Consider the following 21,559-nt stretch of genomic DNA (forward strand, 5'->3'; position numbering starts at 1 on the left):
AGCGAGGGGAGGAGCGGCGACGGTGAACGGAACGACGACGGACGCGGAGGCCGGCACGGCGCGGGACCGGGAGGAGGAGGCCGCGGTCGAACCCGTCGCGGACGCCGAGCCGCCCGCGGGCCCGGACGCCGCAAGGGACCCGGAGGGCGCCGCGGACCCGGACGGCCAGGACGCCCCCGGCCGCCGGTGGCCCCGCGTCCTCGGGGCCCTGCTGACGCTGGCCCTGCTCGCCGCGGGCGGCGCCCTGTACGCCGAGGGGCGCCAACTCCGCGACACCCCGGCCGCCGCGAACCGCGCGCTCACCGACGCGGAGGCGACCGCGCGGGTCACCGGGGACGTCAGCAGCGCGCTCGCCAAGGTCTTCTCGTACGGTCCGCAGTCCACCGAGGCCGCCAGGACGGCGGCACAGCAGGTCCTCGCGGGCAAGGCGCTCCAGCAGTACGCCACGTTGTTCGGGCAGGTCGAGCGGCAGTCCGCCGACCAGAGGCTGACGCTGACCACCCAGGTCGTCCGGGCCGGAGTCACCCGGCTGACCGGTTCCGGAGCGCACCTCCTGGTCTTCCTCGACCAGGTCTACGAGCGCCGGGGGCGGCCCGCCACGACCGCGTCGGCCCAGCTCTCGGTCACCGCCCGACTGCGCGGCGGGCAGTGGCGGATCGTCGAGATCGGCACCACATGACGGCGGGCCGGGAACGACGGCCCACCGGTCCGGTACGGCAGGCAGGGGAGAGGCAGCACATGGCACGGGCGGGAACGAGGAACCCGGTGGTGATCGCCGCCGCGGCGCTGGCGCTCGGCGCGGCCGGGGCGGCGGGCTGGGGCGGTTGGCAGCGCTACGAGGCGACGCACGACGACGCGGCGTCCTTCGCCGAGGCGCGGGACGACGCGCTGGCGGCGGGGGAGCAGGCGGTGCAGAACATGAACACCCTGGACCACCGCGCGCTGGAGAAGGGGCTCGACGCCTGGGAGCAGTCCACCACCGGCGATCTGCACCGGCAGTTGGTCGACGGGCGCGACGCGTTCGCCCGGCAGATCGCGTCGGCGAAGACGGTCAGCACCGCGAAGGTCCTCTCCGGCGCGGTGACCGAGCTGGACCAACGGGCGGGCCGGGCCGGGGTGATGGTGGCGCTGCGGGTCACCGTGGCCGCGCCGAAGGGCGAACCGGTGGTGAAGGAGAGCCGGTTGCTCGGCAGCCTCACCCGGACCGCGGCGGGGTGGAAGCTCAGCGCACTGGGCCAGGCGCCCGTCGGCGGCCCGGCCGGCTGAGCCCGCATCCGCCCCCCGCCACCGCGCCCGCCCCGGAGAGGACCCAGCCCCATGTCGACGACCCGCCACCTCGTCAACCGCCGCCGCCGACTGGCCACCGCGCCCGCGACGCGCCCGCCGTCGACGGCCCCCGACGCGTACGAGCGGGGGCCGGCGACCGCCGACGCCCCGACCGGCCCGCACACCGGCGCCGACGCGCGCGCCGACGACGCCCCGCACCCCGACTCCGGCGCGGCCCCGCACGCCGACACCGCCTCGGACGCCGCCGACGACGGCGACCGTCCCGATCCGGACGCCGGCGCCCGGTCGGGCGGGCCCCGGACACGGACCGGTCCCGGCCGCCTCCGCAGGGGCCTGCCCGCCGTGCTGTGCGTCCTCACCGTCCTCCTCGGGGCCTTCGCCGTCTGGGCGTTCACCTCGGCGGAAAGCCTCCGCGACGAGCCGGCCCGGCAGAACGCCGCGCTCACCGACATCGGCCGCACCAGCGAGGTGAAGGGCCGGATCAGCGAGGCGGTCGGCGCGGTGTTCTCGTACGACTACGCCGAGCCAGCCCGGTCCGACCGCGCGGCGAAGACGTATCTGACCGGCCGGGCGGTGCGGCAGCACAAGGACATGCTCGCCGCCGTACGGGAGCAGGCGCCGCGGCAGAAGCTCGTCCTGACCACGACCGTCACCGAGGCCGGGGTGGAGCTCCTGGACGGTGACCGGGCCCGGCTGCTGATCTTCGCCGACCAGAGCAACACCCGTACCGGCAAGGACGAGGAGACGACCTACGCGGCGGCCATGTTCGCCGTGGACGCCGTGCACCGCCAGGGCGGCTGGCGGATCGCCGCCATCGACACGTTCACCCGGTGACACCGGACCCCCGGACGGCGGGGGAGGCCCCGGACGCCGGGGGAGAGGAGCCCCTATGAGCTTCAACCGATCGGTGCGCCGCCGGCTCACCGCCACGGCCACGGCGGTCACCGCGATGGCCGCGCTCACCGCCTCCCAGGCGCCGGACTTCGCGGCGTCCGAGCCCCGTGAGGAGCGGGCGGCGGCCTCCGACGACGTGGTGTGGAGCGAGGTTCCGGGCGACGACGTCTACCACACGGAGTTACCGCCGCTGCCGAGCCCGCAGCCACCCGCACCGCCGAGGGCGGGGACGGGGACGGAGCCGGGGCCGAGGACCGACCCGGTCGTGGCCCGCGCCTGGTCCGAGGCGGGCATCCCGGCGACCGTGCTCGCCGCCTACCGCGCGGCGGAGCGGGCGGTGCGGGGCGGCGATCCCGGTTGCCGGCTGTCGTGGCACCTGCTCGCGGCGATCGGCAAGGTGGAGTCGGGCCAGGCGTCCGGCGGCCGGGTCGACGCGCGCGGGACGACGCTCACGCCCATCCTGGGGCCCGCGCTCGACGGGCGCGGGTTCGCGCTGATCCGGGACACCGACGGCGGGGCGTACGACGGCGACCGCCGCTACGACCGGGCCGTCGGGCCGATGCAGTTCATCCCCTCCACCTGGGCCACCTGGGGTGCGGACGGCAACGGGGACGGCCGCGAGGACCCCGGCAACATCTACGACGCGGCGCTCGCCGCCGGGCGCTACCTCTGCGCCGGGCCGCGCGACCTGACGCGCCGCGCCGACCTGGACCGGGCCATCCTCAGCTACAACCGCTCCGACGCCTATCTGCGGACGGTGCTGTCCTGGCTGGCGTTCTACCGCGAGGGCGTCCACCCGGTGGCCGACGGGACCGGCCCGCTCCCCGGCAGCCCCGGACCCGGCGGCGCGCTCCCGCCGAAGGCTCCGGTCGGCGCCGCCGCGCCCGCCCGGCCGGACAGGGGCGACGGAGGCGGGGGCATCGTCATCGGCCCGCAGCCCACCCGCCCGCCGAGCCCGACGCCCGCACCGCGCCCGCCGAAGCCCGGCTCACCGAGCCCGAGCCCCGACCCGACCGATCCGGGCCCCACGGACCCCGGTCCGAGCCCGAGCCCCGACCCCACCGACCCCGGCCCGAGCCCCACTCCCGACCCCACCCCCGATCCCACGGAGCCCGGCCCGAGCCCCACCCCTGACCCCACCCCCGATCCAACGGAGCCCGGTACGCCGCCGAGCCCCGACCCCACCGACCCCGGTCCGGCCCCCACCGGACCGGACTGCACCGGCGGGACCCCGGAGCCGCCGGCCCGGTCCACAGCGGCGCAGGCCCCGGCCGACGAGGACCCGTGCGCACCGCGGGACGGCGCCGGCCTCTGAGCGCGCGGGCCGGCGCCGGGGGTGGAACGGTCCCCGCGCCGGGCCCGCGCGGTCGCGGCGGGGCGGTGGCGGAGCCGGTACGGACGCCGGCGCCGCCCGCCCCCGGCGCGTGCGGGTCTCAGACCAGGGCGACCACGGCGACGACGCGCTTGCCTTCCCCGTGCGGGGTGACGGAGAGCTGCGAGGTGAGCCGGCGGACCAGCACCCAGCCGTAGCCGCCCTCGCCCATCCGCTCGGGGGGATGCTCGCGCACGACGGGGGCACGGGGGTTCGCGTCGTCGACCACCAGACGGAGCCCGTCCTCGGTGATCCGGGCCGAGAAACCGGTGACCCCGCCCCCGTGCCGCACCGCGTTGGTCACGATCTCCGACGTCACCAGCAGGGCGTCCGCCACGACCACGTCCGAGAGGGTCTCCTCCGACAGATCGCAGAACTCGGCCGCCAGCAGCCGGGCCACGACGTCCCGCGCCTCGCCCGCGCTCCGCGGGACCTCCGGGCCTCCGGACGACGCGTCAGGCGCCGACGCGGCGTCGGCCCGACCTACGGGAGGGTTGCCGCACACGCCCGCACCTCCTTGTCTCTCCGTCGTCTGTGCCTGCCCGCACGGACTCGTCCCCGTTCCCGCCCGGTCGGCCGGGGGCGCCGCCCGTGTTCGCACACGATCGCCGGCACCACCGCATTCCCCGTCCGGCCGCCTCGACACCTGGCGCGCGTCCGTCGGCCGTCATGAGGCGGTCACGGCTTCCGGGGGTGGTTGCCGGGCCCCTGGGGCCGGTCGGCCAAGGGGGTGGGCGAGAGGTCGCTCCACTCCTCGCCCGGCTCCAGCAGGGTGTCCGCCGGGCCCACGATCAGCGGATCCGGCGTGCCGACGGCCTTCTCGTCCTTGCTGTCGTAGTCGAAGCGCCACAGCAGGCTGCGCATCGCCTCCAGCCGCCCGCGCTTCTTGTCGTTGTTCTTCACCACGGTCCACGGGGCGTGCTCGGTGTCCGTGGCCCGGAACATCTCGACCTTCGCCGTGGTGTAGTCGTCCCAGAGGTCCAGCGAGGCCAGGTCGGTCGGCGACAGCTTCCACTGGCGCACCGGGTCGACCTGCCGGATCGCGAAGCGGGTCCGCTGCTCGGAGCGGGAGACCGAGAACCAGAACTTCACCAGCAGGACGCCGTCCTCGACGAGCATCCGCTCGAACTGCGGGGCCTGCTCCAGGAAGTGCTCGTACTGCTCCCGCGTGCAGAACTCCATCACCCGCTCCACCCCGGCCCGGTTGTACCAGGAGCGGTCGAAGAAGACGATCTCGCCCGCGGTCGGCAGATGGGCCACGTACCGCTGGAAGTACCACTGCCCGGCCTCCCGCTCGGTCGGCTTCTCCAGGGCGACCACGTGCGCCCCGCGCGGGTTGAGGCGCTCGGTGAACCGCTGGATCGTGCCGCCCTTGCCCGCCGCGTCGCGGCCCTCGCACAGGACCACCAGCCGCTGCCCGCTCTCCCGGACCCAGCGCTGGAGCTTCAGCAGTTCGATCTGGAGGACGCGCTTCTCCTTCTCGTACTCCCTGCGCCGTATCCGCCGCTCGTACGGGTAGTTCTCCCGCCAGGTCTCCAGCGGGCGGCCCCGCTCGTCGAGCAGCACCGGCTGCTCGGGGCGGCGGCCGTCCACGGTCAACCCCTCCAGCAGCTCCGCCGGATCGGTCTTCGGATGCTCGGTCATCGTTCGGTCCCCGTTCTCCTCGGCACATCCCCGCCGCCGGCCCCGCGCCGCGGACGGCGCACCGGCGGAGGAAGGGCCCACCCCGCACCGGGTGGGCCCTCCCGCACAGGAACGTGCCCCGAACCCCGCCGCTCATGTCCGCCCCGGCCGCGCCCGCACGGGCGGGTCAGCCGCCCGCGAGCACTTCGGACAGGTCGTAGGAGACCACCTCCTCCAACTGCGCGTACGTGCAGTCGGCGGGGGACCGGTCCGGACGCCACCGCCGGAACTGCGTGGTGTGCCGGAACCGGTCGCCCTCCATGTGGTCGTACGCCACCTCGACGACGCGCTCCGGGCGCAGCGGCGTCCACGACTGGTCCTTCCCGCCCGACCAGCGGTTCTGCGTCCCCGGCAGCCGGGAGCCCTCGTGCGCCGCCGCGTCCGCCCACGCGCTCCACGGGTGCCCGGCCGGGTCGGTGCGCAGCGGGGCGAGTTCCCCGACCAGCTCGGCCCGCCGCTTCATCGGGAAGGCCGCGCAGACCCCGACGTGCTGGAGCACGCCCGCGGCGTCGTACAGGCCGAGCAGGAGCGAGCCGACGACCGGGCCGCTGCGGTGCTCGCGGTAGCCCGCCACCACGCAGTCGGCGGTCCGCTCGTGCTTGATCTTGTACATCGCCCGGACGTCCGGCCGGTAGGGCAGGTCGAGCGGCTTGGCCACGATCCCGTCGAGCCCCGCCCCCTCGTACCGCTCGAACCACCGGCGGGCGACCTCCACCTGAGTGGTGGCCGGGGCGAGGGCCACCGGCGGGAGCGCGTCGGCGAGCGCGGCCTCCAGCACGGTCCGGCGCTCGGCCTGCCGGGTGGAGAGCAGGGAGACGTCGTCGACCGCCAGGACGTCGAAGGCGATGAGGCTCGCCGGGGACCGCTCGGCCAGCATCCGCACGCGGGAGTCCGCCGGGTGGATGCGCTCGCTGAGCCGGTCGAAGTCGAGCCGCCCCTCGTGGGCGACGACGATCTCCCCGTCGATCACGCAGCGCGGCGGGAGGTTGTCCCGGACGGCGGCGACCACGTCGGGGAAGTAGCGGGTCAGCGGCTTTCCGGTACGGCTGCCGATCACCACCTCGTCGCCGTCGCGGTACACGATCGCGCGGTAGCCGTCCCACTTCGCCTCGTACTGCATCCCCGGCGGGATCGCGGACACCGACCTGGCGAGCATCGGCTTCACGGGCGGCATCACCGGCAGGTCCATGCACCGATTCTGACCCGCCGCCCCGGCCGTGTCTCCCGATGTGCGGCATATGTGCCATCGGCCTACCGTGACCGTCATGGGAGCAGCGGTGGAGCTCGACGCCGGCGGACGGGCCGTGAGGCTGTCCAACCCGGACAAGGTGTACTTCCCGGAGAAGGGCTACACCAAGAGGGACGTGGCCGAGTACTTCCTGGCGGTGGGGGCGGGGATCACCCGCGCCCTGAGCCACCGGCCGACCACCCTCCAGCGCTTCGTGGACGGGGTCGAGGGGGAGTTCTTCTACCAGAAGCGCGCCCCCAAGAACCTCCCCGACTGGATCCCCACCGCCCGCATCGCCTTCCCCAGCGGCCGGTCCGCCGACGAGATGTGCCCCACCGAGCCGGCCGCCGTGCTCTGGGCCGCCAACCTGGGCACCCTCACCTTCCACCCCTGGCCGGTCCGCGCGGAGGACACCGACCACCCCGACGAACTGCGCATCGACCTCGACCCGCAGCCCGGCACCGGCTACGCCGAGGCGGTCGCCGCCGCCCACGAACTGCGCTCCGTGCTGGAGGACCACGGGGTGCGCGGCTGGCCCAAGACCTCCGGCGGCCGCGGGATGCACGTCTTCGTCCCCATCGAACCGGTGTGGACCTTCACCCAGGTGCGCCGCGCCGCCATCGCCGTCGGGCGCGAGCTGGAGCGCCGGATGCCCGGACGGGTGACGACCGCGTGGTGGAAGGAGGAGCGCGGCGAGCGGATCTTCGTCGACTACAACCAGACCGCCCGCGACCGCACGATCGCCTCCGCCTACTCCGTACGCCCCTTCCCGCACGCGCCGGTCTCCGCGCCGCTGCGCTGGGAGGAGATCGACGACGCGCGGCCGCACGACTTCGACATCCGCACGCTCCCGGTGCGCTACGCCGAACTGGGGGACGTCCACGCGGACATGGACCGGGAGGCGTTCCGGCTCGACGCCCTGCTGGAGCTGGCGGACCGGGACGAGCGGGAGCACGGGGCCGGGGACCTGCCCTACCCGCCGGAGTACCCGAAGATGCCCGGCGAGCCGAAGCGGGTGCAGCCCAGCAGGGCCCGGCACGACGACGGCGGGTCGACATGAGGGAGGCGGACCGGGGCGACGGACACGGGGCGCACGGGCGCCCGCCGACCCTCCGCGAGCGCTGGCAGGCGTACACGCACTCGCCGTTCCTCCCCGCGACGGTCCTGGCCCTCATCGTCGCCGCCGCGGCCGGCCTCTTCGCCGGCTCCTACACCTACGCGATGGCCGACCCCACCCCCCACCGGATTCCGGCCGCCGTGGTCACCCGGCCGGAGCTGCGGGAGGGGGAGAGGTTCATCGCCGGCATGGAGAAGGCGCTCGACGCCTCGCTCCGGCTGCGCGCGTACCAGGACGCCGCGGACGCCCGCCGGGCGCTGGAGGAGCAGAAGGTGTTCGCCATCCTGCGCTCGTCCGACGGCGGGGTGGTGCTGGAGGTGGCCGGGGCGTCGGGAGCGTCCGTGGCCCAACTCCTCGGCGAGGCGGGTCTGAAGGTGGGCGAGGCCACCGGGGTGCCGGTGACGGTCGAGGACGTCAAACCGCTCCAGGAGGGCGACCCGCGCGGGCTCGCCCTCTTCTACATCTCGCTGGCCGCCGTGATCATGGGGTTCCTCGGCGCGATCCAGCTCAGCGTGCACGCCCACGACCTGAACCCCGGCGAACGCATCGCGTTCACCGTCGCCTACTCCCTGCTCGGCGGCTTCGCCATCGCCGCGGCCGTGGACTGGTGGCTCGGGGCGGTGGACCTGCCGTTCGTGCAGTCCTGGCTGATCCTCGCGCTCACGATGTTCACCTCCGGCATGGTCTTCACCATGTTCAACACCCTGATGGGGCGCTGGGCGATGATCCCGACCTGGGGCGTCATGGTGCTGCTCGGCAACCCCTCCTCCGGCGGCGCGGTGTCCTGGCCGCTGCTGCCCTCCCCCCTCGGGTACATCGGCCGCTGGCTGCCGCCGGGCGCGTCCGTCAACGCCCAGCACACCGCCGTCTACTACCAGGGCCACCAGTTCCTCTTCCCGTACCTGGTCCTCGCCGGCTGGGCGCTGGTCTCCTGCACGGTGTTCTGGGTGTGGCGCCACCGGCACCCCGGTGGCCGCGCCCGCGCGCCGGAGCACGCGGCCGCGGCCACCTGAGCGGGCCGATGCCGGCTACAGCTCCTGGACCCGGACGTCGCGGTACGAGATGACGTCCGAGACCCCGTGCACCTGGAGCCCGATGTACCCCGAGGCGAACCGCCGGCCGTCGGTGCCGGGATCGTCGCCGCGCGGCGGCTCGAAGAGCTGACCGCCGGTGTTGTCGAACTCGTTGACCAGGACGCCGTTGCGGTAGACCTCGTAGTGCTGGTCCACCACCCGGATCTCGTAGTCGTTCCACGTGCCCTTGGGCGTGACGCCGGCGCCGCCGAGGCCCACCCGGTCGAACCCGTAGACCGACCCGGTCTTGTACATGTCGCCGTCCGGCCGGTCGTTCACCTGGATCTCGTGGCCGTACTTGACGGCGACCCACTCCGGACGCGGCTCCTCGGGGTGGTCGTGGACCTTCGGGAAGCGGACGAAGACCCCGCCGTTGGCGTTGGTGGACGCCGGGGCGTCGTCCCGCCACTGGAGCTTCAGCGAGAAGTCGTCGTAGGCGCGGGCCGGGAACCAGAGCATCCCCATGCCGCCCACCGAGGCGGAGCTGGTGATCGAGCCCTCCGCCTCGTTCAGCTCGAACGCGCCGCCGCCCACGTGCTGCCACCTGGCGAGGGAGGCCGCCGTCCCGTCGAAGAGCTTCGTGTAGCCCTCGGGCCCGCCGGGCTCCCCGATGCCGGACTCCTCGGCCGCCCGGTCGATCGCCCTGCGCTCGCGCGCGTCGAGGACCCCGTCGGCGAGCAGCCTGTCGAGGACCGACGTCACGTGCTTGAGGAACAGCGCGTGCGAGGACCAGTCCTTCTCGTCCTCGATCAGCTCGTTGACCGTGCAGCGGTTGCGGGTGACCCGGTTCGGGACGCCGCTGTCGACGGCGCCGACGATGACGGTGTGCCGCTCGTCGAACTCCGGGCAGGGGGGCGCGGGGACCCCGCCGCCGCGTGCGACGGTGAACGAGACCCGCCGCGCCTCGGAGGTGTTGCCCGCCTTGTCCGTGGCCCGGTGCGCGACCGTGTGGTGGCCGACCCGGTCCACGATCACGGGGTCGGTGTAGGCGAGGTACGGGCCTCCGTCGAGGGAGTACTCGACCCCGTCCACGCCCGAGTCGTCGTCCGTGGCGGTGAGGACCGCCCTGGCGCTGGTGATGAACGCGCCGTCGGAGTTCCGGTGGCCCTCCAGCCCCACCGAGGTCTCCGGGGGCGTCCGGTCCCGCGACGGCGGCTCGACCACCGTGAAGGCGACGGCCTTCTCGTCCGCGACGTTCCCCGACCGGTCGGTGGCCCGGTAGCGGACCCGGTGCCCGCCCGTCTCGTGGACCTCCACCGGAGCGGTGTACGGCTGCCACGCGCCGTCCGTGCCGACGGCGTACTCGATGGCGTCGACGCCGGAGCCGGTGTCGGACGCGGTCACGGTGACCGTGGCCGTCCCCAGGTACGCGCCGGCCGCGTCCCGCTCGCCGGAGACGGTCGCCGAGGTCTCCGGCGGCGCCGTGTCGTCGCTCGGCGGCGCGGCGACCGCGAAGGCGACGGACTTCTCCGCCGCCGCGTTGCCCGCCCGGTCGGCGGCCCGGTAGCGGACCGTGTGGTCGCCGAGCCGGTCCACCACGACGGGCGCGGTGTAGGGCTGCCAGTCGCCGTCCGCCCCCAGCGCGTACTCGACCGTGCCCACGCCGGAGCCCGCGTCGCTCGCCGTGACGGTGACCGTCGCCCGGCCGATGTACGCGCCCTGGGCGTCGCGGTCGCCGTCGACCTTCGCCGAGGTCGCGGGGGGATCGGTGTCCGGGCCGCCGTCCTCGGTGACGGTCAGGACGCCCTTCATCCGGCCGTGGCCGGGGATCGTGCAGTGGTAGAAGTACCGGCCCGGCGTGAGGGTGACCTCCACGCTGTGCCTGCCGCCCTGGGCGTCGCCCGGATTGGCGAGGATGTTGAGCTGGACGTCGTCGTTGTACTCCGGGTCCGACACGCCGAACGTGAGCGTGTGCGGCATACCCGTCGTGTTGCCGGTCGCCGTGCTGTTCTCGAAGACGATGGTCGCCCGGCCGGCCACCGCGCTCGCCGGCGCGGTCGGATAGCGGTCGATCGAGTCGCCCGCCGTCCAGGTCAGCACCTGTTCCGCGGCGACCGCCGACCGGTCGCCGCCGCGGCCGTGCGCGGACGTGGAGGTCAGCCCGAGGACCATCAGGAGCGAGCCCGCCAGGGCCGCCCAGAAGCGGATCGGGCGATGCCGCCGCCGCAACGTGGAACGCCTCACCGCGCTGCCGCCTTCCCTACGAGGTCCTCGGCGGCCGGGGTCGCCCCGCCGCCCTTGTACGTCACGCGCCACAGCGCGGAGTGGGAGTCGGAGGTGAAGAAGCCGCGCCCGTAGTCCAGGACGTACAGCGAACCGTCCGGCGCGAACCTCCAGTCCATCAGGTTGCGGACGCCGTCCGCCCCGACCGGGATGATCCCCTTCAACGACTCGGCGTGCGTGGGCAGTCCGCCCCGGCCGACCGTCCTCGGGTCGGTGATCACCGCGTGCCGGGGCTGGGCGCCGTCGTAGAAGTCGCCCACGAACCACTTGCCGTCCCAGTACGCCGGCCACGCGGCGGCGGAGGCGCGCGCCGCGTCGTAGCGGTAGACCGGGCCGTTCATCGTGGCCTGTCCGCCGCCCTTGAGCCAGGGCAGCAGCTCCTTCTGCTCCTCGGTCCGGTAGCTCGGCACCCCGTCGGCGTCGCGCGGGTAGTCGATCCCGCCGCCCTGGGGCGAGTACCAGATGGTGTTCGGCGTCACCGGCGGCAGCTTGACCAGACCGTCGTTGTTCGGCGACTCGTTCCGCGGGGCGTCGCAGTCGTACCAGCCCAGCGGCTTGGCCGGGTCCGGGAGGTTGCGGTCCCGGTAGGGCTGGTTGTTGCCCATGCAGTACGGCCAGCCGTGGTTGCCCGCCTTCGTGATCGCGGCGAAGGTGTCGTACTTGGCCGGCCCCCACGTCGTGCTGGGGGCGCCCGCGTCCGGGCCGACCCAGCCGGCGTACAGCGTGTCGGTCGCGGGGTCGATCGAGATCCGGGCCGGGTTGCGCACGCCCATCACGTAGATCTCGCCCCGCGTCTTCCCGCCGCCCTCGTCGGGCTCCCTCCCCGTGAAGAGGTTGCCCGCCGGCAGCGTGTAGGCGCCGTCGTCCTCGGGGTGGACGCGCAGGATCTTGCCGTTGAGGTTGTTGGTGTTGCCGGCGGTGCGGCGGGCGTCCGCGAAGGAGACGCCCTTGTAGGCGGGTTGCGGGTTGTTGCCGGAGTAACCGTCGCTGAAGCCGGAGGAGTTGTTGTCACCGGTCGCGATGTAGAGGTTGCCCTTCGAGTCCCACGCCATGCCGCCGCCCGCGTGGCAGCAGCTGTGGATCTGCACCGGCCAGCCGAGCAGCACCTTCTCGGACGCCGGGTCCAGCTCGCCGGTCGTGGAGTCGTAGGTGAAGCGGGAGACCTGACGGGTCGCCATGCGCTTGTCGCGGTCGATCTTCGCGTGCGGGGTGTAGTGCAGGTACACCCACCCGTTGGTGGCGAAGCCGGGGTCCAGTTCGATGCCGAGCAACCCCTCCTCGACCTTGACCAGTTCGTCGCCGCCGCCCTTGTTGCCGAAGACGTCCAGCGCTCCGGCGAGCGTGGCCTTCCCGGTCTTCGGGTCGTAGACGTGGATCTCGCCCCTGCCCTTGCCGACGTCCGGGTCGTCCCAGTCGGTGACCACCGGGACGGAGCTGTCGGCCCCGCCGCGCCCGATGTAGAAGACCCGGCCGTCCGGCGCGGTCGCCAGCCCGTGCGGCTCGCCGATCTGGTCGTTCTGACCCGGCCGGTTGGGCCGGGTGACGCGCTCGGCGGTGTAGTTGGCCGTGATGGTCGCCGTGCAGTCGGCCCGCGAGGTGCGGTTCGTCCAGGCGAGCGCGCCCCGCAGGTGGTCGCGGAAGTCGGTCTCCGCGAAGCTGTCCGCCGTACCGCCCATCGCCGTGTAGAAGGACCGGCCCCCGTCGTAGTCCCGGCACCAGGAGACCGGGTGGTCCCAGCCGTTGGCGCCCGCGCCCGGCCGGTACGTCGCCTCCCGTACGCGCGCCACGGTGTGCACGTCGCCGGAGGGGTTCTTCGACCAGTTCAGCCACCGGTCGGGGCGCTTCCACTCCAGCGGCAGGTTCCTGGTGGCCGGGTGGACCCGGTCCCCGACCTCGACGGTCGCGCGCTGCACGGAGGCCGGGCCGCCCGCCGCCGGTCGGGCCCCGACCAGGCCGGTGAACCAGTCCGAGTACGGCTCGGTGCGCGCCGCGTCGTGGATGCCGAGGAAGCCGCCGCCCGCCTCCATGTACGCCTCCAGGCCCGCCTCCTGCTCCGGGGTGAGGACGTCACCGCCGCCGGTGAGGAAGACCACCGCGTGGAACGAGCCGAGCCGCTTGCCGTCGGTGAAGACCCCGGCGTCCGCGGTGGCCACCGTGGTGAACCGCCCCGCCTCCGGACCGGTCAGCCCGATCCGCTCGATCGCCGCGATCCCGGCGTCCGCGTACGGGGCCTCGTCGCCCGCCGAGGCGTGGAAGACCAGCACCTTGACCCTGGCCGCGGCCCCCGGCGGGGACGGCAGGGACAACGTTGTCGCCATCTTCTCGACCAGGCGGCGATCGGGCGACGGGTCCGCGCCGGCGGGGCCGCCCGCCAGCAGGGACGCGCTCAGTGCGCCGGCCGCCACGGCCGCCGCGAGGCCGCGTCGTGGTCCGGACCGGTGATGTGGTGCGCGCTGCATGTGGTCACCCACCCTCTGTGGTCACTGCACCTCTCGGTGACTGTCGGTCTCCCGCTCTCCGTGACTGCCCCGCGTTCACCGGGACAGCGCATGAAGCTAGACCCCTTTTCGCGGCCCGCCAAGAGCTATGGCAGCAATAGCACGAACTTTGTCCTTGCTGTGGATAAACTCGCGTGCCGCGGTTACGGTGTGGCCCGTTCCGGGGATCGGGCGATCCCCCTCCATCTCCTGGTTCCGCCGCTTTCCTTAGCGCAGTGGGGAGTTCGACATGGATCGAAGGACGTTCGGCCGCCGGATGCTGGTCGGCGGCGCGGCCGCGGCGACGACCGGGGTGACATCGTTGTCGCTCGGGGCGGGAGAGGCCGGCTCCGTCGAGAACCCGCCCCGCACCGCCCCCGCCGGAGGCGTGGTGCGCCGACTGAGGATGTACGCCGAGGAACTGCCGGACGGTCAGCTCGGCTACGGCTTCGAGAAGGGCAAGGCGTCGATCCCCGGCCCGCTCATCGAGCTGAACGAGGGCGACACCCTGCACATCGAGTTCGAGAACCTCACCGACGCCGACGCCAGCCTCCACGTCCACGGCGTCGACTACGACGTCGCCAGCGACGGCACCCGGTTGAACCGGAGCCACGTCGGGCCCGGCGCCACCCGGACGTACACCTGGCGCACCCACGCGCCGGGCCGCCGCGAGGACGGCACCTGGGAGCCGGGGAGCGCGGGCTACTGGCACTACCACGACCACGTCGTGGGCACGGACCACGGCACCGGCGGCATCCGCAGGGGGCTCTACGGGCCGGTCGTCGTGCGCCGCCGGGGCGACCTCCTGCCCGACAGGACGTTCACGATCGTCTTCAACGACATGACGATCAACAACAGGGCGGCCCACGACAGCCCCGACTTCGAGGCCTCGGTGGGCGATCGGCTCGAGATCGTGGTGATCACCCATGGTGAGTACTACCACACCTTCCACCTCCACGGTCACCGCTGGGCGGACAACCGGACCGGCCTGCTGACGGGCCCCGGCGACCCCAGCCGGGTGATCGACAACAAGATCTGCGGGCCGGCCGACTCCTTCGGCTTCCAGTTCCTCGCGGGCGAACACGTGGGCGCGGGCGCGTGGATGTACCACTGCCATGTGCAGAGCCACTCCGACCTGGGGATGGCGGGCCTGCTGCTCATCAGGAAGCCGGACGGCACGATCCCCGGCCACGACCCCCACCGCGCGGCGGGCGGCGCGGAGGAGGGCGGCGCAGGGGAGGGGGCGGCGGGGCACCGGCACTGACCGGGGCGGCGCGCGCGGGCCGGGCGCGCGGGGCACGGACGGCCCCGTGCGCCCTGCGGCTGTCAGCGGCCGGTGGGAGACTCGTCGGGCAGGAGGGACACCCCGGTGCCACAGGCCCGGCACGACCGCCGACGACGACGGAGGACCACGCCATGACCAGTCCCGTTCTTCTGGACGGAGCGCCCAACTGGGTGGATCTCGGCACGCCTGACCTGGACGGGGCCGCCGCGTTCTACCGCGGCCTGTTCGGGTGGGACCTGACCCCCGGCGGCCCGGAAGTGGGGGGATACGGGATGTTCACCCTGGACGGCCGGTCCGCCGGCGGGGTGATGACGGTGCCCGAGGACCAGTCGCCGAGCGCCTGGTCGGTCTTCTTCCGCACGCCGGACGTCGCCGCCACCGCCGAGGCGGTCGGGCGGGCGGGCGGCAGCGTCGCGTTCGAGCCGATGGACGTCCTGGACTTCGGCGGCATGGGCGGCTTCACTGACCCGGCCGGGGCGTACTTCGGCGTGTGGCAGCCCGGAAAGCACTCCGGCTTCGGCGTCGCCCAGGAGCCCGGCTCCTTCCTCTGGGCCGAGCTGTACACCCCCGACGTCCCGGCGGCGGCCGCCTTCTTCGGTGAGGTCTTCGGCTGGCGGACGGACGAGTTGGAGGTGGAGGGCGCCGACTACGCCTACACCACCGTCCACCCGGCGGGCGCGGGTCCGGAGGCGTCGTTCGGCGGCCTGGTCCGGATGGGCGACCTCCCCTCCGAAGCCGCCCGCGGGCCGCACTGGCTGCCGTATTTCGGCGTCGCGGACGTGGCCGCGACGGTGGCCGAGGCGAAGCGGCTCGGCGGCACGGAGACGTCGCCCGCGGTGGAGGTCCCCGGCGTCGGCGCGATGGCCAACATCGCCGATCCGTACGGCGCGGTCTTCGCGGTGATGACCCCTCAGCCGCCGCGGTAGCCGCCGCCACCGCCCCGGCGGGAGCGGGGGGTTGACGAGCCGTTGATCGGTCGTTTATCGAGGCCGGGCACGCTGGGGCCCATGCTGATCAACACCATGACCGACGACGCGGTCGCCTGGCAGGAGACCGCGCTGTGCGCGCAGGCCGGACCGGAGTTCTTCTTCCCGGCTCCGGGGAGCTCGACCCGCGAGGCCAAGCAACTGTGCAACGCCTGCGAGGGGCGGCTGGCCTGCCTGGAGTACGCGCTCGCCAACGACGAGCGGTTCGGCGTCTGGGGCGGGCTCTCCGAGAAGGAGCGCGAGCGGATGCGCAGAGGAGAGCGCGAGCGGGGCTGAACGGCCCCGGACCCGGCCGGACGGCCCGCGCCGGAGGCGACGGGCCTTCGGCGCGGTGGCGCTTCCCGCGCCGCCGCCCCGCCGGGCGCGCTCCGGTCCACGCCGCCGCCCGGTGCGGGCCGAGCGCGAGCTGACGGCCGGGGCGGGGGAGTGCGGCGGGGGAGGGGGACGGGAGCGCGGGGCGGGGCGGGGGGCCGGGCGTAGGGTCAGGCGCGGCCGCGGGCCACCATGCGGGCCTTGCGGGCGGCCAGCTTCTCGTCGAACTTCGACGCCTCGCTGTCCAGCCCGCTCATGTACAGGCCCAGCTCCTCCTGCGCCTTCGCGCCCTCCGGGCCGAGCCCGTCGATCTCCATGACCTTCAGGTAGCGCAGCACGGGCTGGATCACGTCGTCGTGGTGGATGCGCATGTTGTAGATCTCGCCGATCGCCATCTGCGCGGCGGCCCGCTCGAATCCGGGCATCCCGTGGCCGGGCATCCGGAAGTTGACGACGACGTCGCGCACGGCCTGCATCGTCAGGTCCGGGGCCAGCTCGAAGGACGCGCCCAGGAGGTTGCGGTAGAAGACCATGTGCAGGTTCTCGTCCGTGGCGATCCGGGCCAGCATCCGGTCGCACACCGGGTCGCCGGACTGGTGGCCGGTGTTGCGGTGCGAGACGCGGGTGGCGAGCTCCTGGAAGGCGACGTAGGCGACGGAGTGCAGCATCGAGTGCCGGTTGTCCGACTCGAAGCCCTCCGCCATGTGCACCATGCGGAACTGCTCCAGCTTGTCCGGGTCCACCGCGCGCGAGGTGAGGAGGTAGTCGCGCATCACGATGCCGTGCCGGCCCTCCTCGGCCGTCCAGCGGTGCACCCAGGTGCCCCACGCGCCGTCACGGCCGAAGAGCGAGGCGATCTCGTGGTGGTAGCTGGGGAGGTTGTCCTCGGTCAGCAGGTTGACCACGAGGGCGATCTTGCCGATGTCGGTGACCTTGGACTGGTCGGGCGACCAGGCGTCGCCGTCCTCGAAGATGCCGGGGAAGTTGCGCCCGTCGGAGAACGGGACGTACTCGTGCGGCATCCAGTCCTTGGCGACCTTGAGGTGGCGGTTGAGTTCCTTCTCCACCACCTCTTCCAGCGCGTACAGCAGTTGGGCGTCGGTCCACGCCTTCGCACTGCCGAGGTGGGGAGAGGTGATCGTCACGGGGAGCTCCTGGGGACGGGAGAATTACCTACGGCCTCGTAGGTTACGTGACCGTAGGTTAAGGCGACCGTAAGGGCAAAGCCAAGCCCGAGCCCTTCGGGTGCTCGGCCGTCGGGTGCGCCAAACCCCGGCGGGGGGAGGCGCGGCGGATCGATGCCGGGGGCGGCGCCCCCGTGTCGACCGGGAACGGGGCCGATCGGCCGGCGGCGCGCTCCGGGCCTTCGGGCGGCCGTCGGGGGGCGCCCGAACTCCCGCCCCGCCAGGGTCGGTCGGGCGCGGCGTCGGGTCAGTCGGAGCCGCCCAGCAGATCGGACAGACCCCGGTCCAGGTCGAGGTGCCGGTGCTCGTCGCCCACCGGCACCAGCTCCTCCGCCCGCCGGAGGAAGCGCCGCAGCTCGTGGGTGTGCACATGGACCATCGCGATGCCCTCGGGGGCGTGGAACTCCAGCACCGTGCGCTCGTACCCGAACGGCCGTACCCGCACGTCGCCCTGTCCGGCGGGGGAGTCGACCCCGGCCGCCAGCAGCTCGCGGGAGAAGTCCCAGTGCGCCTCGGCCCCTTCCAGGGTCGCCGGGGCCGGGAACACCATGCGTACGGCGAAGGGGCGCCGGCGGTCGTACAGCAGGGTGGCGGGCAGGGTCTCCATCCGGGGCGCGGAGGCGACCATCCGGGCCTGCACGGACTGCTCGATGACGCCGGCCAAGACCTGCTCCCTCTCGCGGCCGGGCGAGGGTGCCCGGCACTGGGGTAGACGACGGAATGCCGCGATCCGTGCACCGGCGTACGCGGTGAGCTGCGTCACCGCCCTCCGCCGGACCGGAAGCGTACGCCCGAGGCCGGGCGCCCTGCTCTCCTGCCCGGTTTCCGGGCGGCGCACCCCGCACGCCGGACACGCTCCTTTTCTTTCCTCCGGCCGGGCCGAAGCGCCGCGCGACGGGCGGCCGCGCGCCACCGCATAAGCTTCCGGACATGACGACCTCCCCCATCCCCGCCCACGAGACCCCCGCCGACGAAGCCGAGGGCCGGGCGCTCCAGGACCGGCTGCGCGGCCGGGTGATCCTGGACGAGCCGGGACCGGAGCCCGGAACGGGGCTGGTCACCGGGGTGGACGTGGCGTACGACGAGGAGAGGGACGTCGTCGTCGCGGCGGCCGTCGTGCTGGACGCCGCGACGCTGGAGACGGTCGACGAGGCCACCGCCGTCGGCAAGATCGCCTTCCCCTACGTCCCCGGACTGCTCGCCTTCCGGGAGATCCCCGCGGTCCTGGAGGCCCTGGACGCGCTGACCGCCGACCCCGGACTCGTCGTCTGCGACGGATACGGCCTGGCCCACCCGCGCCGCTTCGGGCTCGCCAGCCACCTCGGCGTGCTCACCGGGCTCCCGGTGATCGGCGTCGGCAAGAACCCGTTCACCTTCACCTACGAGGCCCCCGGCCCCCGCCGCGGCGACTCCTCCCCCCTGCTGGACGGCGACGAGGTGGTGGGCCGGGCGCTGCGCACCCAGGAGAACACCAACCCGGTCTTCGTCTCGGTGGGCCACCGCGTCAGCCTCGACAACGCCTGCGCGCACACGCTCCGCCTCTCCGGCCGCTACCGCCAGCCGGAGAGCACCCGCCGGGCGGACGCCCTGTGCCGCCAGACCCTGCGGGAGGCGACCGCCTGAGCCGGAGGGGCCGATCTGAGTACGTGTACGGATGCGCGCGCCCCGACCGCTGGAGAGGCTGAGACACATGACCACCTCTCGCACAGCCGTACGCACCGCATCCCTCGGCCCCGCCCAGCGCCGCACGGCGCTGGGCCTGCTCCTGGGCGGGAGCGCCGGCCTGGTCTGGCTCGGCGCGATGCTCTACACGCTGGTGAGTTGGGCGTTCTAGGCCCCGCCCGCCCCGGCTCACCGCCCGCCGGCCCGCTCCGCCGCGACCCGGAAGCGCAGCCCCGCCGCCGTCAGCCGCTCCAGCAGCGCGTCGCCCATCGCCACCGCCGTGGTGACCTGCCCGGAGGTCTCCGGCAGGGTGTCCAGGGCCAGGCACAGCGCGGACTCCGCGAGCATCTTCGCGGTCTCGCCGTAGCCCGGATCGCCGCCGGACACCTCCGTGAGGACCCGCCGGCCACCGCCCTCGCCGACGAAGCGGACGGTGAACCAGCTCCGCTCGCGCCGCCGCTCGTCCGGCCCCCGCCCCGACGCGTAACGTCCCGCGAGCCACTCCCGTACGCCCTCCACCTGCGCGGCGGCGACCAGGGCGCCGACGGCGGCGGGGCCTCCGAGGGCCATCGGCAGGGTTTTGACCGAGGCGAAGTGCCGGTAGCGGAAGTCGGGGCCGTACCGCTCCAGGGAGCGCGCGGAGCGGCCCACGATCGCGGGGTCCACGGTCGGCAGCGGCAGCGCCCAGGTCCCGGTGGCCCCGCTGAAGTGCGGCGCCCCGGCGGGGGTCCGCACGCGGCGGCCGACCAGGCGCGGCTCGTGCAGCCGGCGTTCGCGGGCGGCGGCCAGCATCTGCGGGCCCCGGCCCATCGCGGTCAGCGCGGAGGCGAACGTCCCGCCGGAGAACACGGCGTTCGTGCGGACGAAGCCGTCGACGGTGAGCGGCACGCCCTCGGGCAGGCGCCGCACGGTGAAGTACACCCCCAGATCGTGCGGCACGGAGTCGAACCCGCAGGCGTGCACCAGGCGCGCCCCGGTCTCGCGGGCCCGCGCGTCGTGGTCCACGTACGTCCGGTCGATGAACTCCGCCTCGCCGGTGAGGTCGGCGTAGTCCGTCCCGGCCTCGGCGCAGGCGGCGACCAGCTTGCCGCCGTGGCGGACGTACGGGCCGACCGTCGAGGCCAGCACCCGTGTGGAGGCGGCCAGTTCGGCCAGGGCCCGCGCGTCGTCCGCGTCGGTCTCCAGCAGCCGAAGGCCGGCGCAGCGCGGCTCGATCGCGGTGAGCCGGTCGCGCAGCCGCTCCAGCTTGCTCCGGCTGCGCCCCGCCAGCGCCCAGCGGAGGCGGTCGGGGGCGTGGGAGGCGAGGTATGCGGCGGTGAGCGCCCCCACGAAGCCGGTCGCCCCGAACAGGACGACGTCCCAGGGGCGTGTCGCGTCGTTCTGCCTGTTCACGAGTACCTCCGCTGGGGACCGGCCGCCGACATGGCAGCCAGAGGGTAGCGGAGGTCCCGCGGCGGCCACCGGCCGGGCGGGAGGATCGGCGCGAGGACCGCGACCGGCGTCCGGGCGCCCGCTCGGCCCGAGGGGTTGTGCGGAACCGGGCGCCTTCTTAGCATCACTGATGTTACATCGGTTGTGTCACACCCTTGGGGGTCACGGATGGCAAGCACCGCGCACGGCCCGCTGACCGGTGTGCGCGTGGTCGAACTGGCGGGGATCGGCCCCGGACCGTTCGCCGCGATGCTGCTGGCGGACCTCGGGGCCGACGTCGTACGCGTCGACCGGCCGGGCGGCCCGGCGCTGGGCGTCGACCCCGCGTACGACCTCACCAACCGCAACAAGCGCTCCGTCCTCATCGACCTCAAGAGCGACGACGGCCCGGCCCGCGTGCTGGACCTCGCCGAACGCGCGGACGTCCTGATCGAGGGCTACCGCCCCGGCGTGGCGGAGCGGCTCGGCGTCGGCCCCGACGCCTGCCTCGCCCGCAACCCGCGCCTGGTCTACGGCCGGATGACGGGCTGGGGCCAGCAGGGGCCGCTCGCCGACCGCGCCGGGCACGACATCGCCTACATCGCCCTCACCGGCGCCCTGTCCATGATCGGCGGCCCCGACGAACCGCCCGCCGTCCCCGCCAACCTGCTCGGCGACTACGCGGGCGGTTCGCTCTACCTCGTCGTCGGCGTCCTCGCCGCCCTCCACCACGCCCGTACGCCCGGCGGCGCGGGCCAGGTGGTGGACGCGGCCATCGTCGACGGCGCCGCCCACCTCTCCACGATGATCCACGGGATGCTGGCGGCCGGGAGCTGGCAGGACCGGCGCGGCGCGAACCTCCTGGACGGCGGATGCCCGTTCTACGGCTCCTACGCGACCTCCGACGGGCGGTACATGGCCGTGGGCCCCCTGGAGCAGCGGTTCTACACGGAGTTCGTCCAGCTCCTGGGCATCGCGGAGACCGCCCCCGACCGCGGTGACCTCGCCCGCTGGGACGAGCTGCGCACCGCCGTCGCCGACCGCTTCCGCACCCGGACGCGCGAGGAGTGGGCCGAGGTGTTCGACGGGTCCGACGCCTGCGTGGCGCCCGTCCTGACGCTCCGCGAGGCCCCGCACCACCCGCACCTCGCCGCCCGCGCCACGTTCGTCGAGCACGGCGGCCTCACCCAGCCCGCACCGGCGCCGCGCTTCTCCGCCACCCCCGTCTCCGTTCGGAGCGGACCCGCGCTGCCCGGCGCCGACACCGCGGCCGTCGCCGCCGACTGGGAGGTGCCCGGCCTGGCGGCCGAGGGGCCGCACCCCGCCCAGCACCCCGCCCCCGCCCCGACCGACCGACACCCCTGAG

20 protein-coding genes are annotated in these 21,559 nt (G+C 74.3%); 12 read left to right on the forward strand and 8 right to left on the reverse strand.

All coding sequences use genetic code 11. The annotated features are described in order from the left end of the window. Nucleotides 1-22: 22 nt before the first annotated feature. The 4 genes from ACZ6EJ_RS00130 to ACZ6EJ_RS00145 are packed head-to-tail and all read left to right on the forward strand — an operon-like array spanning nt 23 to nt 3,496. Nucleotides 23-679 carry a hypothetical protein gene (locus tag ACZ6EJ_RS00130; RefSeq protein WP_469263249.1) on the forward strand — a complete coding sequence of 219 codons (657 nt, stop codon included), beginning with the start codon at nt 23-25 and terminating at the stop codon, nt 677-679. Between the two features lie 59 nt (nt 680-738). Beyond that, a complete protein-coding gene (locus tag ACZ6EJ_RS00135; protein ID WP_469263251.1) occupies nt 739-1,266 on the forward strand; it encodes a nuclear transport factor 2 family protein in 528 nt (175 codons plus the stop codon). 51 nt (nt 1,267-1,317) lie between these two features. Further along, nucleotides 1,318-2,121: a hypothetical protein gene (locus ACZ6EJ_RS00140; protein ID WP_469263253.1), complete on the forward strand. Its 804-nt coding sequence runs from the start codon at nt 1,318-1,320 to the stop codon at nt 2,119-2,121. 55 nt (nt 2,122-2,176) lie between these two features. Further along, nucleotides 2,177-3,496 carry a lytic transglycosylase domain-containing protein gene (locus ACZ6EJ_RS00145; protein ID WP_469263255.1) on the forward strand — a complete coding sequence of 440 codons (1,320 nt, stop codon included), beginning with the start codon at nt 2,177-2,179 and terminating at the stop codon, nt 3,494-3,496. Nucleotides 3,497-3,614: 118 nt separating this feature from the next. On the opposite strand, the gene ACZ6EJ_RS00150 is transcribed toward ACZ6EJ_RS00145, so the two are convergent. The 3 genes from ACZ6EJ_RS00150 to ACZ6EJ_RS00160 all read right to left on the reverse strand — a co-directional run bounded on the left by ACZ6EJ_RS00150 (nt 3,615) and on the right by ACZ6EJ_RS00160 (nt 6,425). Further along, nucleotides 3,615-4,058, reverse strand: a complete 444-nt coding sequence (locus ACZ6EJ_RS00150) for an ATP-binding protein (protein ID WP_469263257.1) — start codon at nt 4,056-4,058, stop codon at nt 3,615-3,617. 173 nt (nt 4,059-4,231) lie between these two features. Then, nucleotides 4,232-5,197: a polyphosphate kinase 2 gene (ppk2, locus tag ACZ6EJ_RS00155; protein WP_469263259.1), complete on the reverse strand. Its 966-nt coding sequence runs from the start codon at nt 5,195-5,197 to the stop codon at nt 4,232-4,234. A gap of 166 nt (nt 5,198-5,363) precedes the next feature. After that, nucleotides 5,364-6,425, reverse strand: coding sequence for an ATP-dependent DNA ligase (locus tag ACZ6EJ_RS00160; RefSeq protein WP_469263261.1), 1,062 nt, complete (start codon nt 6,423-6,425; stop codon nt 5,364-5,366). Between the two features lie 76 nt (nt 6,426-6,501). Between ACZ6EJ_RS00160 and ligD the strand changes: the two genes are divergently transcribed. Both ligD and ACZ6EJ_RS00170 read left to right on the forward strand, forming a co-directional pair. Then, a complete protein-coding gene (gene ligD / locus ACZ6EJ_RS00165; RefSeq protein WP_469263263.1) occupies nt 6,502-7,524 on the forward strand; it encodes a non-homologous end-joining DNA ligase in 1,023 nt (340 codons plus the stop codon). After that, a complete protein-coding gene (locus ACZ6EJ_RS00170; RefSeq protein ID WP_469263265.1) occupies nt 7,521-8,594 on the forward strand; it encodes an ABC-2 transporter permease in 1,074 nt (357 codons plus the stop codon). The genes ligD and ACZ6EJ_RS00170 overlap by 4 nt, the downstream gene beginning before the upstream one ends. A gap of 15 nt (nt 8,595-8,609) precedes the next feature. On the opposite strand, the gene ACZ6EJ_RS00175 is transcribed toward ACZ6EJ_RS00170, so the two are convergent. Continuing rightward, a complete protein-coding gene (locus ACZ6EJ_RS00175) occupies nt 8,610-10,766 on the reverse strand; it encodes an OmpL47-type beta-barrel domain-containing protein (protein ID WP_469263602.1) in 2,157 nt (718 codons plus the stop codon). Between the two features lie 68 nt (nt 10,767-10,834). Continuing rightward, nucleotides 10,835-13,282, reverse strand: a complete 2,448-nt coding sequence (locus ACZ6EJ_RS00180) for a ThuA domain-containing protein (protein ID WP_469263603.1) — start codon at nt 13,280-13,282, stop codon at nt 10,835-10,837. A 322-nt stretch (nt 13,283-13,604) separates the two neighbouring features. Here ACZ6EJ_RS00180 and ACZ6EJ_RS00185 point away from each other — a divergent pair, with 322 nt between their 5' ends. The 3 genes from ACZ6EJ_RS00185 to ACZ6EJ_RS00195 all read left to right on the forward strand — a co-directional run bounded on the left by ACZ6EJ_RS00185 (nt 13,605) and on the right by ACZ6EJ_RS00195 (nt 15,901). Then, nucleotides 13,605-14,618 (forward strand): multicopper oxidase domain-containing protein, encoded by a 1,014-nt coding sequence (locus ACZ6EJ_RS00185; RefSeq protein ID WP_469263267.1) that lies wholly within the window; start codon nt 13,605-13,607, stop codon nt 14,616-14,618. A 152-nt stretch (nt 14,619-14,770) separates the two neighbouring features. After that, the gene (locus tag ACZ6EJ_RS00190) at nt 14,771-15,565 is read left to right on the forward strand and encodes a VOC family protein (RefSeq protein ID WP_469263269.1); all 795 of its coding nucleotides are present in this window, start codon (nt 14,771-14,773) and stop codon (nt 15,563-15,565) included. An 81-nt stretch (nt 15,566-15,646) separates the two neighbouring features. Continuing rightward, entirely contained in the window at nt 15,647-15,901 is a 255-nt protein-coding gene (locus tag ACZ6EJ_RS00195; protein ID WP_469263270.1) for a WhiB family transcriptional regulator, read from the forward strand. A gap of 206 nt (nt 15,902-16,107) precedes the next feature. On the opposite strand, the gene ACZ6EJ_RS00200 is transcribed toward ACZ6EJ_RS00195, so the two are convergent. Together ACZ6EJ_RS00200 and ssgD are read right to left on the reverse strand one after the other, a co-directional pair. Beyond that, nucleotides 16,108-17,082 (reverse strand): acyl-ACP desaturase, encoded by a 975-nt coding sequence (locus tag ACZ6EJ_RS00200; protein WP_469263272.1) that lies wholly within the window; start codon nt 17,080-17,082, stop codon nt 16,108-16,110. 286 nt (nt 17,083-17,368) lie between these two features. After that, on the reverse strand, nt 17,369-17,785 hold the full coding sequence (gene ssgD / locus ACZ6EJ_RS00205) for a spore wall synthesis regulator SsgD (RefSeq protein WP_469263274.1): 417 nt from the start codon (nt 17,783-17,785) through the stop codon (nt 17,369-17,371). Nucleotides 17,786-18,051: 266 nt separating this feature from the next. On the opposite strand from ssgD, the gene ACZ6EJ_RS00210 reads away from it, so the two are divergent. Both ACZ6EJ_RS00210 and mmpA read left to right on the forward strand, forming a co-directional pair. Beyond that, nucleotides 18,052-18,744 (forward strand): endonuclease V, encoded by a 693-nt coding sequence (locus ACZ6EJ_RS00210; RefSeq protein WP_469263276.1) that lies wholly within the window; start codon nt 18,052-18,054, stop codon nt 18,742-18,744. Between the two features lie 67 nt (nt 18,745-18,811). Further along, nucleotides 18,812-18,955, forward strand: a complete 144-nt coding sequence (gene mmpA / locus ACZ6EJ_RS00215) for a morphogenic membrane protein MmpA (RefSeq protein WP_469263278.1) — start codon at nt 18,812-18,814, stop codon at nt 18,953-18,955. A 17-nt stretch (nt 18,956-18,972) separates the two neighbouring features. On the opposite strand, the gene ACZ6EJ_RS00220 is transcribed toward mmpA, so the two are convergent. Next, nucleotides 18,973-20,175, reverse strand: coding sequence for a saccharopine dehydrogenase family protein (locus ACZ6EJ_RS00220; protein ID WP_469263280.1), 1,203 nt, complete (start codon nt 20,173-20,175; stop codon nt 18,973-18,975). Between the two features lie 207 nt (nt 20,176-20,382). Between ACZ6EJ_RS00220 and ACZ6EJ_RS00225 the strand changes: the two genes are divergently transcribed. Then, complete coding sequence (locus ACZ6EJ_RS00225; protein ID WP_469263282.1) at nt 20,383-21,558, forward strand: CaiB/BaiF CoA transferase family protein; 1,176 nt, start codon at nt 20,383-20,385, stop codon at nt 21,556-21,558. Nucleotide 21,559: the final 1 nt, after the last annotated feature.

Source organism: Streptomyces sp. NPDC041970, from assembly GCF_055588985.1.